Origin of the sequence: Streptomyces qaidamensis, assembly GCF_001611795.1 — a bacterium.
Taxonomy (GTDB): domain Bacteria; phylum Actinomycetota; class Actinomycetes; order Streptomycetales; family Streptomycetaceae; genus Streptomyces; species Streptomyces qaidamensis.
The window spans coordinates 7646570-7659103 of sequence record NZ_CP015098.1; the positions used below are offsets into that span (position 1 = coordinate 7646570).

Below are 12534 nucleotides of genomic sequence, written 5' to 3' on the forward strand. Positions count from 1 at the left end.
CCCGGCCGGGGTAGGAACCAGACGCCTCGAACCGCCGGGCCGGAAGGAACGCGATGCTGCCGGGAACGTCCACGAACGCCACGGTGCTCGACTCCGCCACCCGCGACCGGACCCGCGTCCTGCTGCTGTTCAGCCTCTCCGGACGGCTCCGCCCCCCGGACACCGTCCTCGGCGCCCTGGTCGACCGCTATGACTACGGCCGCTTCACCTCCCACCTGATGACCAGCCAGGACGTGCTGCCCGTCCCGGTCCTCGACGAGCAGGTCGCGCCCCGGCGGCTGCGGCTGCCGCACGGCGACCACGGCCTCGGCCTCGCGTCGTTGCGGATCCTCGTCGTCACCACCCCGCGCGGCGACGCCACCCTCGTCGTGGACTGCGTCTTCGCGGGCGAGACCACCGCCGGCGACCTCGCCGTCTGGCTGGCCTCGACCTGCTTCGACCGGGAGCGGATCGAGCTCGACGACCGCCCGCTCCTGCAGACGCTGGCCGCACAGCTCGGCGGCAGGCCGCCGGCCCTCGGCCAGAACGTGCACCAACTCGTTTTTCCCGGCGGCCGGTTACAGCGCGAACTGCTCAGCGCCGACGAGGCCCGCAAGGCGATCCTGCTCAACGAGATCGTCTACCGCGGCCGGATGCCCTGGAACCCCGCCACCCCCTACGACGCGAGCCTCGCGCCCCATGTCAGGAACCACGGCCTCACCCTGTCCGCCCTCGGCCGGGGCGTCTCCGTCCAGACCGGCTGGGCCCCGCACGTGGAGAACGGCCTGGTCCTCGTCGCCCTCGGCATGATCTCCGCACTGTCCGTGCTCCAGCGCGCCCGGCTGGCGGCCTTCGCCATGATGAAGGCCAACGAGCAGGCCCTGACCGACTCGCCCACCGAGATCCGCTCCCTGATCTCCCGACTCTCCGCCGGTGTCAACGAACTCCAGCTCGACCTGGCCTTCGGCGTCGAGGCCTACGTCGACAGCCTGCTGATCCCCGAGATGGTCACGGAGGCGTTCCAGTCCTCGCTGCGTGACGCCCTCGGCATCCGCGACAGCCTGGAGAACTCGGCCCGCATGGTCGAGCGCCTGACCTCGGTGATCAGCGCCCGCTCCGCCACCCTGGACGCCGAACTCGCCGAACGCGACGACCGCCGCGACCGCACCGTCTCCGGCCTGGTCGCCGCGGCCACGCTGATCGCCCTGCCGCCGACGCTGCTGCTGGCCTTCTTCGGCGTGAACGGCACGAACGTCGACGAGCACCGGTCCATCCTCGACGTGCGCGCCTACGGCACCGCCTACGCGCTGGCCTGGCTGCCCTTCGTCATCCTGGTCGTGATCGGCTGGACCCTGCTCAGACGGGTCAGCACGCGCTCCGGCTCGCTGCTGCCCGCGCCCGACGACGCCTTCGCCCCCGTCCCGCCTCCCCGCTCGCCCTCCGGGAACCGACGACCATGACGCCACACCCCGCCGTCTCCGCCCACCGCGGCGGCTCCGAGCGCGCCGGCCCCGCCACCTGGGAGGCGTACGAGGACGCGATCGGGTCCGGCGCGGAGTACGTCGAGTTCGACATCCGCCGTACCGGGGACGGGGTCCTCGTCGTCTACCACGACCCCCGGGTCGGCCCCGCCGGGCCTCCGCTGTCCGCGCTCACCTATGCCGGGCTGTGCGAGCGGGCCGGGTACGCCGTGCCCGTGGTGGACGAGGTCATGGCGCTGATCGCCGGGAAACTCGTGGCCCACCTCGACCTCAAGGAGGTCGGCTACGAGGGGCAGGTGATCGACCGGGCGGTCGCCCTGCTCGGCATGGACGGGCTCGTCGTGACCACACTGGAGGACCGTTCCGTCGCCGCCGTCACCCGGGGCCACCCAGGCGTGCGCACCGCCCTGTCCCTGGGGCGCGACCGCAGGGAACTCGCCCTGGCCCGGCTGCCCGGGACGCGGCTCAGCGAACTGTTCCCCGCCCGCCGCATCCGGGCCTGCGGGGCGCACGGCGTCGCCGTCCACCAGCGGCTGGCCAGGACCAACGTGCTGCGTGAGGCGACCCGGCACGGCCTGTTCACCATGGTCTGGACCGTCAACGACGACACCCTCATGCGGGCCTTCCTCTCCCACCCGCGCGTCGACGTGCTCGTCACCGACCGGCCCCGGCGCGCGGTGTCCCTGCGCGGACCGATCACCCCATCGCGGCATTGACAAGAGCCCACTCAAGTTTTGTGCTGGAGTGTGTGAAGAGTCGTCGCCCTGGCGGAAGGGGACAGCGATGGGACGAGCGGTCGGGATCGACCTCGGAACCACGAACTCGGTGGTCGCCGTGCTGGAGGGCGGCGAGCCCACCGTCATCGCCAACGCGGAGGGGGCCAGGACCACACCCTCCGTGGTGGCGTTCGCCAAGAACGGCGAGGTGCTGGTCGGAGAGGTGGCCAAACGGCAGGCCGTGACGAACGTGGAGCGCACCGCCCGCTCGGTCAAGCGGTACATGGGCGACGCGCACTGGCGCTTCCCCGCCGAGGGTGACGTGGACGGCACCCGCTACCGGGCACAGGAGCTGTCCGCGCGAGTGCTGCAGAAGCTGAAGCGGGACGCGGAGTCCTACCTCGGCGAGGACGTCACCGACGCGGTCATCACCGTCCCCGCGTACTTCGACGACAGCCAGCGGCAGGCCACCAAGGAGGCCGGGGAGATCGCCGGCCTGAAGGTGCTGCGGATCATCAACGAGCCGACGGCCGCGGCCCTCGCCTACGGCCTGGACAAGGAGAACGACCAGACGGTGCTCGTCTTCGACCTCGGCGGCGGCACCTTCGACGTGTCGCTGCTGGAGATGGGCGAGGGCGTCATCGAGGTGAAGGCCACCAACGGCGACACCCGCCTCGGCGGCGACGACTGGGACCAGCGGATCGTCGAGTACCTGATCAAGCGCTTCAAGGGCCAGAACGGCGTCGACCTCGCGGGCGACAAGATGGCGGTGCAGCGGCTGCGCGAGGGCGCCGAGCGGGCCAAGATCGAGCTCTCCAGCTCGACCGAGACGACCATCAACCTGCCTTACATCACGGCCTCCGCAGAAGGGCCCCTGCACCTCGACGAGAAGCTGACCCGGGCCCAGTTCCAGGAGCTCACCGCCGATCTGCTGGACCGCTGCAAGGCACCCTTCCACCAGGCCGTCCAGGATGCCGGCGTGCAGCTCTCGGTGATCGACCACGTGATCCTCGTCGGCGGCTCGACGCGGATGCCCGCGGTGACCGGCCTGGTCAAGGAACTCACCGGCAAGGATCCGCACAAGGGCGTCAACCCCGACGAGGTCGTGGCCGTCGGCGCCGCACTCCAGGCGGGCGTCATCCGCGGCGACGTCAAGGACGTCCTGCTGCTCGACGTCACCCCGCTGTCCCTGGGCATCGAGACCAAGGGCGGCATCATGACCAAGCTCATCGAGCGCAACACGACCATCCCGACGCGCCGTTCGGAGATCTTCACGACGGCGGCCGACAACCAGCCCTCCGTCGGCATCCAGGTCTACCAGGGCGAACGGGAGATCGCCGCGTACAACAAGAAGCTCGGCGTCTTCGACCTCACCGGTCTGCCGCCGGCCCCGCGCGGCGTCCCGCAGATCGAGGTCGCCTTCGACATCGACGCCAACGGCATCATGCACGTCTCCGCCAAGGACCTGGCGACCGGCCGCGAGCAGAAGATGACCGTCACCGGCGGCTCGGCCCTGCCCAAGGACGACATCGACCGGATGATGCGCGAGGCCGAACAGTACGCCGAGGAGGACAGCAAGCGCCGCGAGGCCGCCGAGGCCCGCAACCAGGCCGAGCAACTCGTCTACCAGACCGAGAACTTCCTCCGCGAGAACGGCGACCGCGTCCCGGCCGACACGAAGTCCGAGGTCGAGTCGGCCGTCGCCGAGGTGAAGGACGGACTGGCACAGCAGGCGGACACCGCCGCCCTGCGCGCGGGCGTCGAGAAACTCGCCTCCGTCAGCCAGAAGATGGGCCAGGCGATGTACGCCCAGGCCCAGCAGACCCCCACGGAGGAGCCCTCCACCGCGCCGCAGGACGAGGAGGCAGTCGTGGACGCGGAGATCGTGGACGAGGAGAAGAACGGACGGGACGAGAAGGGCGGTGCCGCCTAGTACTGCAACGGTGCTTGCCGTGACTGATGGCCAGGTTGGTCGTTGGTGTGTTCATGGGTGGGGACCTTGCTGATGTCAGGTTGTGGGCGGGTGAACTGGACGCTGTGCATGAGCGGTTCGTGCACCGTTTCAGCAGGTCGGAGCCGCGGGAGTCGGCACTGGCTTATATGCGGGGCCTGATCGCTCCGCTGCAGCGGAAGAACGGCTGGACGCTGGCGGAGGAAGCCGGCCACGAAGGCCCGGATCGTATCCACAGGATGCTGAACCGGATCGAGTGGGACGCGGATGAGGTGCTCGACGACGTGCGTCAGTACGTGGTCGACAACCTCGGCGACCAGGACGCCGTCCTGGTCGTGGACGACACGGGCTTCTTGAAGAAGGGGACGCGGTCGGCCGGGGTGCAGCGGCAGTACTCCGGCACCGCCGGGCGGACGGAGAACTGCCAGGTCGGCGTCTTCCTCGCGTACGCCACGAGCCGCGGGCGGACTCTGATCGACCGGCGTCTGTATCTGCCCGCATCCTGGACCGACGACCGTGAAAGGTGCCGCCGGGCCGGCGTCGACGACGAGGTCGCCTTTGAGACCAAGGTGGCCATGGCGAAGGCGATGGTCCGCCGCGCCATGGCGGACAGGGTCCCGTTTCGGTGGGTGACCGCGGATGCCGCCTACGGGTTCAGCAAAGGCTGGCGGTCGGAGCTGGAGCGGGCGGACGTCTTCCACGTCATGGCCACCACCCGCCACGACACCGTGGTCACCCGCTGGGCGATCGACCATCCCGTCCATGACTTGTTCAACGGTCTTGCCCGGCAGAAATGGAAGCGCCGTTCCTGCGGCACCGGGGCTCACGGCCCGCGGATCTACGACTGGGCACGCGTCGAGGTCCGGCCCTGGCACCGACCCGACCGCCGCCACTGGGTCCTCGCCCGCCGCAGCGTGAGCCGACCCGGGGAGATCTCTTACTACATCGCCTACTGCCCGGTTGAGGCAACGCTTGACGACCTGATCCGCATCGCGGGCAGCAGGTGGGCCATCGAGGAGTGCTTTCAGAGCGCGAAACAGGAATGCGGCCTGGACGACTACCAGGTCCGCCGCTATCCCGGCTGGCACCGGCACATGACCCTGGCCATGGCTGCCCACGCCTGCCTGACCGTCCTGCGAGCCCGCGAGCTGGACGCCGGGAAAGCAGAAACGGATCCTCCCAGCTCATCCACCTCAGCCTCGCCGAGATACGACGGCTGATCACCCGCCTCACCGACCGCCGACCCACACCCGTCGAGCACATCCTGCACTGGTCGACCTGGCGCCGACGACGACAGCACCAGGCCCGCACCAGCCACTACAAACGACGCGGACACAGCCCCTGAACTGGCCATCAGTCACGGCAAGCACCGTTGCAGTACTAGCCCGACTCCCCGCGGCAGCAACGGAAATCCCTTACTGCGAAGTCAGTGCCCCCTGTTAACCTCCAGCAGCCCGTGTGACCGGCGGGCCGAGGGAAGTTCACAGGGGAGGGACAGTTGGACGCACTGAAGAGATCCGGCGGACACAGACTGCTGGCGGTGGGGTGTGCGGTGGCGGCCGTGATGACGACCGGCACCGGCGTGGCACAGGCCGCGGACAACCTGCCGCCGAAGCAGCCGCTCGTCCAGGACATGAAGACGGGGCACAAGGCGTGCGCGACGGGGGACGACAAGGCATACGTCTCCGAGCCGCCCGTCCTGAGCGCGGTCCTGCACGACCCGGCGGAGGACAACCACCCCTCCGAGGCCAACTTGGTCAAGGGCGAGTTCGAGGCGTGGTGGACGGACGCCGACGGGGTGGAACAGCGCCTCACGCGCACGACGCTCGAAGGACACTCCGGCGATCCGCAGCGGTGGCACATGCGGGAAGGCTCCGTCCCGCCGAACACCGTCATCTCCTGGCGCGTCCGCGCGAACGACGGCAAGGCGACCTCCCCCTGGAGCTCCGAGGGTGACGGCTCCGTCTGCGAGTTCGTCTACGACGACGAGAACCCGGAGAAGGCGACGATCTCCTCGCCCGAGTACCCGGAGAACGTGTTCTGGGTGGACGGAGTGGGCGTCTACGGCCACTTCACCATGGACTCGCCCTCCGACGACGTCGTGTCCTACACCTACGGCTTCATCGGCGGCCCCTACGGAACCGTCCGCCCCGAGCGCCCCGGCGGGCCGGTGACCATCCCCTTCCTCCCCCTCGACTCGGGCCCCGAGAGCCTGACCGTCCGGGCCATCGACCGTGCCGGACGCAGCAGCGGCCAGTCGTCGTACGACTTCATGGTGAAGTCGGGCCGCGCGCCCGTGGCCCACTGGCCCCTGGCCGACGCGAAGGGAGCCACCTCCGCCGACGCCGAGGCGGGCACCGACGCGGCCGCCGGCTCCGGCGTCACCTTCGGCGCCCCCGCCCCCGCGCGCACGAAGCTCACCGCGTCGGCGGCCCTGGACGGCAGCAGTCACGGCTACCTCACCACGGACGCCCCGGCCGTCGCCGACCCCCGCAAGAGCTTCGCGGTCAGCGCCTGGGCACGCCCGGCCGAGACCGACCGGAACATGACCGTCGCCGGCCAGGACGCGGGGCAGGCGGCCGCGTTCGCCCTCGGTCTGAGCGCCCGGGGCGAGACTCCGGACTGGTCGTTCACGGTCGGCGGCGCAACCGTGTCGGGCGGTGCTCCGGAGACCGGCGAATGGGCCCACCTGCTGGGCGTGTACGACGCCGAGACGGGCAAGGCGCAGCTGTACGTCAACGGCCATGAGGTCGGCACCGGGGCCGGGGCCACGCCCACCGCCACCGCCGGCGCCTTCCAGATCGGCCGGGTCCGCGACGGAAACGGCTACCACGACCGCTGGCACGGCGAGCTGGGCGGCGTCAGGGTCCACGACCGGGTGGTCGTGCCCGACGAGGTGTCGGAACTGGCCTACCGCAAGCCGTCGTTGCTCGGCCACTGGTCGCTGGAGACGGCCCGGGACGGTGCCAGCCCCGAGCTGAACGGCGGCGCGCCCCTGAAGCTGGGATCCGGTGCGACGCTCTACCGCGTCCCGGACGACTCGTGTGAGCCGTGGCTGGACCCGGACTGTGTGCCGGTGCCGACGCCGCTCGTCGGAGACGGCCACCTGGCGCTCGACGGCAAGACCGGTCACGCGATCGCCGAGGGACCCGTGGTCGACACCTCCGACAGCTTCACCATCGGGGTGGTCGTACGCCTGGCGGACGCGGAGCCCGAGGGCCCCATGACGGTGCTGTCACTGCCCGGTGAGCGCACCGACGCCTTCAAGGTGCGATACCAGCCCGAGCAGCACGCCTGGCAGCTGGTGATGCCGCACAGGGACGAGCATGGTGCGCCCGAGACCGTGGTGGCCCAGCTGGAGATGGCGGACGGCGGCGAAGGCCTCGGCCACCGCCTCGCCGTCGTGTACGACGACGCCACCGACAAGGTCAGGCTCTACCTCGACGGCAGGGCCGGAGCCGACGCGACCGCGGACCTCTCCGACGGCTGGCGCGGATCCGGCCCGCTCCAGATCGGCCGGGCCCGGATGGGCGACGGGTGGGGTGAGTACCTGCACGGCGATGTCGACGAGGTGCACGCCTTCGCCGGCGCTCTGACCGACGACGACATCCCGTTCCTGGGCTCGGGCGTGGAGCCGTGCTTCTGCTAGCCGGGCGGCCCGGCTCCTAGTACTGCAACGGTGCTTGCCGTGACTGATGGCCAGTTCAGGGGCTGTGTCCGCGTCGTTTGTAGTGGCTGGTGCGGGCCTGGTGCTGTCGTCGTCGGCGCCAGGTCGACCAGTGCAGGATGTGCTCGACGGGTGTGGGTCGGCGGTCGGTGAGGCGGGTGATCAGCCGTCGTATCTCGGCGAGGCTGAGGTGGATGAGCTGGGAGGATCCGTTTCTGCTTTCCCGGCGTCCAGCTCGCGGGCTCGCAGGACGGTCAGGCAGGCGTGGGCAGCCATGGCCAGGGTCATGTGCCGGTGCCAGCCGGGATAGCGGCGGACCTGGTAGTCGTCCAGGCCGCATTCCTGTTTCGCGCTCTGAAAGCACTCCTCGATGGCCCACCTGCTGCCCGCGATGCGGATCAGGTCGTCAAGCGTTGCCTCAACCGGGCAGTAGGCGATGTAGTAAGAGATCTCCCCGGGTCGGCTCACGCTGCGGCGGGCGAGGACCCAGTGGCGGCGGTCGGGTCGGTGCCAGGGCCGGACCTCGACGCGTGCCCAGTCGTAGATCCGCGGGCCGTGAGCCCCGGTGCCGCAGGAACGGCGCTTCCATTTCTGCCGGGCAAGACCGTTGAACAAGTCATGGACGGGATGGTCGATCGCCCAGCGGGTGACCACGGTGTCGTGGCGGGTGGTGGCCATGACGTGGAAGACGTCCGCCCGCTCCAGCTCCGACCGCCAGCCTTTGCTGAACCCGTAGGCGGCATCCGCGGTCACCCACCGAAACGGGACCCTGTCCGCCATGGCGCGGCGGACCATCGCCTTCGCCATGGCCACCTTGGTCTCAAAGGCGACCTCGTCGTCGACGCCGGCCCGGCGGCACCTTTCACGGTCGTCGGTCCAGGATGCGGGCAGATACAGACGCCGGTCGATCAGAGTCCGCCCGCGGCTCGTGGCATACGCGAGGAAGACGCCGACCTGGCAGTTCTCCGTCCGCCCGGCGGTGCCGGAGTACTGCCGCTGCACCCCGGCCGACCGCGTCCCCTTCTTCAAGAAGCCCGTGTCGTCCACGACCAGGACGGCGTCCTGGTCGCCGAGGTTGTCGACCACGTACTGACGCACGTCGTCGAGCACCTCATCCGCGTCCCACTCGATCCGGTTCAGCATCCTGTGGATACGATCCGGGCCTTCGTGGCCGGCTTCCTCCGCCAGCGTCCAGCCGTTCTTCCGCTGCAGCGGAGCGATCAGGCCCCGCATATAAGCCAGTGCCGACTCCCGCGGCTCCGACCTGCTGAAACGGTGCACGAACCGCTCATGCACAGCGTCCAGTTCACCCGCCCACAACCTGACATCAGCAAGGTCCCCACCCATGAACACACCAACGACCAACCTGGCCATCAGTCACGGCAAGCACCGTTGCAGTACTAGGCCTCGGTGTGCGCGGGCGGCAAGGTCGCGCACACCGCGTCCAGGACGGTCGCGTACGGGGTACCGAAGTCGGTGAGCCTGGACCTGAGCCGGTCCAGGCCGTCGCGGTGCTCCGTCAGCAGCCCGTCGCTGCCGGTGCGGGCCGTGAGCTCCAGGACGGCGGGCAGGAAGTCCGGCGGCTCCTCGCCGGTGGTCTCCAGGCCGTGTGCGCGGTAGAGCTCCTCGGAGGGCGCCGGAGCGGCCTCGCGCCAGGCGCTCAGATACAGGCTGTGCTCCTGCCCGGCCTCGAACACCTCGACGTAGTGCGCGGCCAGCTCCCTCGGCGGGGTGACGGCCGCGTGGTCGGCGAACTCCCGCAGCTGCGGGGCGGCTTCGCGCAGCAGTGGCAGCCGGGCGCGGAAGTCGTCGTCGGGGTACATCAGGCACAGCGCGGCCGCCTGGTACAGCACCTCGAATCCGGGCATGGGACCTCCTTCGCGTGCGCTTGCCGGCCTGCCCGCCATCCCGACGCTAGGGCCGGGCCGGGGAGCGCACCTGCCGACGGGGCCCGTACGGGTCAGAACCCGTGCCATGACGTCAGGGCGGGGGAGGGGCTCAGTACCGCTCCCGGTACTCCCGCAGCAGCTCGTCCGTGCGCTGTGCCGAACCCGCCCCGGCCGTCATGTGGTCCAGCACCTCCAGATGCGCCGAGACCTCCTTGCGGGAGTCCAGGTACAGCGCGCCGGTCAGATACTCGGTGAAGACCATGTCGGGCAGTTCCGGCTCGGCGAAGCGGAACAGCGAGAAGGGGGCGTACGTCCCCGGATGCGGGCCGTCGGCGAACTCGGCGATCTGAAGGGTGACCCGGTCGCGCGCGGCGTACTCCAGCAGCTTGTCCAGCTGCTCGCGCATCACCCGGCCGTCGACGCTCACCGGGCGGCGCAGCACCGTCTCGTCCATGATCACCCACAGGTGCGGGGAATCGGGGCGGTCCAGCAGGCGCTGCCGCTCCATCCGCAGCGACACATGCCGCTCCACGGCTTCCGGCCCGGCGTTCGCGATGGTCCCGGCCTGCAGCACGGCCCGCGCGTACCCCTCGGTCTGCAGCAGCCCCGGCACGAAGTGCGGCTCGTACGACCGGATGATCCGCGCGGCGCCCTCCAGGCTCACGTACAGGCTGAACCACTCCGGCAGCACGTCGTGGAACCGCTGCCACCAGCCCGGCCGGTTCGCCTCCTCGGCGAGGTCGACGAACGCGGTCACCTCGTCCTCGGCCACGCCGTACGCCGTCAGCAGGATCTGCACGTACGGGATCTTCAGCGCGACGTCGGCGGTCTCCATGCGGCGGACGGTCGCCGGGGCGACCCGCAGCACCTTGGCGGCCTCGTCACGGCTGAGGCCCGCGGCCTCGCGCAGCTCTTGCAGCCGCTTGCCCAGGACCACCTGGCCCACGGTGGGTGCGGCCCGCCGTTCACTCACGCCACGCCTCCCCAACGTGCCCAAGCCTGCGATCAGTCTGTCACGTCCGGGCGGCCGCATCACAGGGCTCGCACCGAGAAGATCGCCGGAAGCGGAGGAGAGGCAGCGGCATTACCCCGCGGGTAATCGACCGGACGCCGCCGGAACGGGATCGTGAACGCACCGGGTCCCGGGCCGGCGCACTCCGGCCCGGGCCCCGGCCCCAGCCGCCGCACCACAGACCCACGGAGGGTGATTCCCCATGTCCGCCATCCAGCTCGCCGCACTCGCCCGGACCGTGGAGCCGCAGTCGATGCTGCGCCGCTTCCTCGCCCTGGACGCCGTCGTCACCGGCACCAACGCGCTCGCCTACCTGGCGTTCTCCGGCCCGCTGGGGCGGTTCCTCGGAGTCGATGCCACGCTGCTGCTCGCCCTGGGCGCCTTCCTCGCCCTCTACGCGGCGGTCGTCGGCCTGCTGGCAGCCCGCCGGCGGCCCCCGGCGCTCGGCGTGCGGGCCGTCGTCGAGGCCAACCTCGCCTGGTCGGCGGTGAGCCTCGCGGCCCTGGCGCTGTGGCTCACGCCGAGTACACCGGGCGCCGTGTGGACGGTGCTCCAGGCCCTGGCCGTGGCCGCATTCGCCGTCCTCCAGCGCCTTGCGCTGAGGGCACGTCAGAGCAGCGCCGTCTGAAGGTACTTGGCCGTCGCCGGGTCGGCCGGGAGCAGCGTCTCGATGGCCAGCTCGGCGACCGTCACGTCCATGGGCGTGTTGAACGTGGAGATCGAGGAGACGAACGACAGCGTCCGCCCCTCGTGCTCGATCCGCAGCGGCAGCGCGAAGTACGGCACCGGCTCCGACGGCTCGTCCGCCGGATCCGTGTCGGGCACCGGATACGCCGCGACCTCCTCGTACAGCGCCCGCAGCGGCTCCGAGCGGTGCAGCGCGATCTGCCGCTCCATCTGCTCCAGCAGATGCCCCCGCCAGGCGCGCAGGTTGCGGATGCGCGGCGCGAGGCCCTGCGGGTGCAGGGCCAGCCGCATCGCGTTCAGCGGCGGTTCGAGCAGCGCCTCGCCGACCCCGTCGACCAGCGTCATGACCCCCCGGTTGGCGGCCACCACGTTGTACAGCGCGTCCACCACCAGCGCCGGATACGGCTCGTAGCCGCCGATCAGCCGCTCGATGCCCTCCCGCAGCGCGCCCAGCGCCGGGTCGTCCAGCGGGGTCTCCGGGTAGCGCGGTGCGTAACCGGCCGCCAGCAGCAGCGCGTTGCGCTCCCGCACCGGGACGTCCAGATGCTCGGCCAGCCGCAGCACCATCTCCTCGCTGGGCCGGGAGCGGCCGGTCTCGACGAAGCTGATGTGCCGGGCCGAGGAGTCCGCGCGCAGGGCCAGCTCCAGCTGGCTGATCCGCCGCTGCTCCCTCCAGGCCCGCAGCAGGGGGCCCGCGCCCTTCTCGGCGGTGGACGGGTGAGTGGTCATGCCGGGACGGTAGTCGAGAACCGGTCGTGCCGGACAGGCACACCCTTCTGACCAGGGCCCCGGCCGCCCCGCTGTGGCAGGCTGGGAGGACCAGCAGCCAGGGAAGGAGCGCGGCCCATGCCCGTCGAACCGCTGTCGCAGAAAGAGGTCGAGGACCGGCTGGCCGAGCTGCCGGGCTGGTCGCTCGACAAGGACCACCTCATCCGCTCCTACCGGCTCGGCTCGCACTTCGCGGCGACGGCGATGGTCGTGCACATCGCCCAGGTCCAGGAGGAGCTGAACCACCACTCGGACCTCACGCTCGGCTACAACACCGTCTCCCTGGCCGTGCACACGCACAGCGCGGGCGGCGCCGTGACCGAGAAGGACTTCGAGCTCGCCCGCAGGGTGGAGGACCTGGCCCTAGGGCACGGGGCACACTGA

At 70.8% G+C, this 12534-nt stretch carries 11 protein-coding genes; 7 read left to right on the top strand and 4 right to left on the bottom strand.

Annotated elements, in window-relative coordinates; translation table 11 throughout:
• The first annotated feature begins 53 nt into the window (after positions 1 to 53).
• The 5 genes from A4E84_RS33570 (at position 54) to A4E84_RS33590 (ending at position 7776) form a co-directional block, all read left to right on the top strand.
• On the top strand, positions 54 to 1439 hold the full coding sequence (locus A4E84_RS33570; protein WP_062930138.1) for a hypothetical protein: 1386 nt from the start codon (positions 54 to 56) through the stop codon (positions 1437 to 1439).
• A complete protein-coding gene (locus A4E84_RS33575) occupies positions 1436 to 2176 on the top strand; it encodes a glycerophosphodiester phosphodiesterase family protein (RefSeq protein WP_062930139.1) in 741 nt (246 codons plus the stop codon). Before A4E84_RS33570 ends, A4E84_RS33575 begins: the two co-directional genes overlap by 4 nt.
• 67 nt (positions 2177 to 2243) lie before the next feature.
• A complete protein-coding gene (gene dnaK / locus A4E84_RS33580; protein ID WP_062930140.1) occupies positions 2244 to 4109 on the top strand; it encodes a molecular chaperone DnaK in 1866 nt (621 codons plus the stop codon).
• Between the two features lie 53 nt (positions 4110 to 4162).
• Positions 4163 to 5347: an IS701 family transposase gene (locus A4E84_RS33585; protein ID WP_062931209.1), complete on the top strand. Its 1185-nt coding sequence runs from the start codon at positions 4163 to 4165 to the stop codon at positions 5345 to 5347.
• Positions 5348 to 5691: 344 nt separating this feature from the next.
• Positions 5692 to 7776, top strand: a complete 2085-nt coding sequence (locus tag A4E84_RS33590) for a LamG domain-containing protein (protein ID WP_062931712.1) — start codon at positions 5692 to 5694, stop codon at positions 7774 to 7776.
• 180 nt (positions 7777 to 7956) lie between these two features.
• On the opposite strand, the gene A4E84_RS33595 is transcribed toward A4E84_RS33590, so the two are convergent.
• From A4E84_RS33595 to A4E84_RS33605, 3 genes are all read right to left on the bottom strand, one after another.
• The gene (locus A4E84_RS33595; protein ID WP_062931209.1) at positions 7957 to 9141 is read right to left on the bottom strand and encodes an IS701 family transposase; all 1185 of its coding nucleotides are present in this window, start codon (positions 9139 to 9141) and stop codon (positions 7957 to 7959) included.
• A 53-nt stretch (positions 9142 to 9194) separates the two neighbouring features.
• Positions 9195 to 9662: a nitrate reductase molybdenum cofactor assembly chaperone gene (locus A4E84_RS33600; protein ID WP_062930141.1), complete on the bottom strand. Its 468-nt coding sequence runs from the start codon at positions 9660 to 9662 to the stop codon at positions 9195 to 9197.
• A gap of 130 nt (positions 9663 to 9792) precedes the next feature.
• Positions 9793 to 10656, bottom strand: coding sequence for a helix-turn-helix domain-containing protein (locus A4E84_RS33605; protein WP_062930142.1), 864 nt, complete (start codon positions 10654 to 10656; stop codon positions 9793 to 9795).
• Between the two features lie 241 nt (positions 10657 to 10897).
• Between A4E84_RS33605 and A4E84_RS33610 the strand changes: the two genes are divergently transcribed.
• A complete protein-coding gene (locus tag A4E84_RS33610) occupies positions 10898 to 11323 on the top strand; it encodes a hypothetical protein (protein ID WP_062930143.1) in 426 nt (141 codons plus the stop codon).
• Here the strand turns inward: A4E84_RS33610 and A4E84_RS33615 are convergent.
• The gene (locus A4E84_RS33615) at positions 11305 to 12111 is read right to left on the bottom strand and encodes a helix-turn-helix domain-containing protein (RefSeq protein WP_062930144.1); all 807 of its coding nucleotides are present in this window, start codon (positions 12109 to 12111) and stop codon (positions 11305 to 11307) included. The genes A4E84_RS33610 and A4E84_RS33615 overlap by 19 nt on opposite strands.
• A 117-nt stretch (positions 12112 to 12228) precedes the next feature.
• Here A4E84_RS33615 and A4E84_RS33620 point away from each other — a divergent pair, with 117 nt between their 5' ends.
• Positions 12229 to 12534: a 4a-hydroxytetrahydrobiopterin dehydratase gene (locus A4E84_RS33620; protein WP_062930145.1), complete on the top strand. Its 306-nt coding sequence runs from the start codon at positions 12229 to 12231 to the stop codon at positions 12532 to 12534.

What these genes read in the sequence shown, in the direction of transcription:
- A4E84_RS33585 (WP_062931209.1), top strand. Translation starts at nt 4,163, where the DNA reads ATGGGTGGGGACCTTGCTGATGTCAGGTTGTGGGCGGGTGAACTGGAC.
- A4E84_RS33615 (WP_062930144.1), bottom strand. Translation starts at nt 12,111, where the DNA reads ATGACCACTCACCCGTCCACCGCCGAGAAGGGCGCGGGCCCCCTGCTG.
- A4E84_RS33595 (WP_062931209.1), bottom strand. Translation starts at nt 9,141, where the DNA reads ATGGGTGGGGACCTTGCTGATGTCAGGTTGTGGGCGGGTGAACTGGAC.
- A4E84_RS33610 (WP_062930143.1), top strand. Translation starts at nt 10,898, where the DNA reads ATGTCCGCCATCCAGCTCGCCGCACTCGCCCGGACCGTGGAGCCGCAG.
- A4E84_RS33590 (WP_062931712.1), top strand. Translation starts at nt 5,692, where the DNA reads ATGACGACCGGCACCGGCGTGGCACAGGCCGCGGACAACCTGCCGCCG.
- A4E84_RS33600 (WP_062930141.1), bottom strand. Translation starts at nt 9,662, where the DNA reads ATGCCCGGATTCGAGGTGCTGTACCAGGCGGCCGCGCTGTGCCTGATG.
- A4E84_RS33570 (WP_062930138.1), top strand. Translation starts at nt 54, where the DNA reads ATGCTGCCGGGAACGTCCACGAACGCCACGGTGCTCGACTCCGCCACC.
- A4E84_RS33620 (WP_062930145.1), top strand. Translation starts at nt 12,229, where the DNA reads ATGCCCGTCGAACCGCTGTCGCAGAAAGAGGTCGAGGACCGGCTGGCC.
- dnaK (WP_062930140.1), top strand. Translation starts at nt 2,244, where the DNA reads ATGGGACGAGCGGTCGGGATCGACCTCGGAACCACGAACTCGGTGGTC.
- A4E84_RS33575 (WP_062930139.1), top strand. Translation starts at nt 1,436, where the DNA reads ATGACGCCACACCCCGCCGTCTCCGCCCACCGCGGCGGCTCCGAGCGC.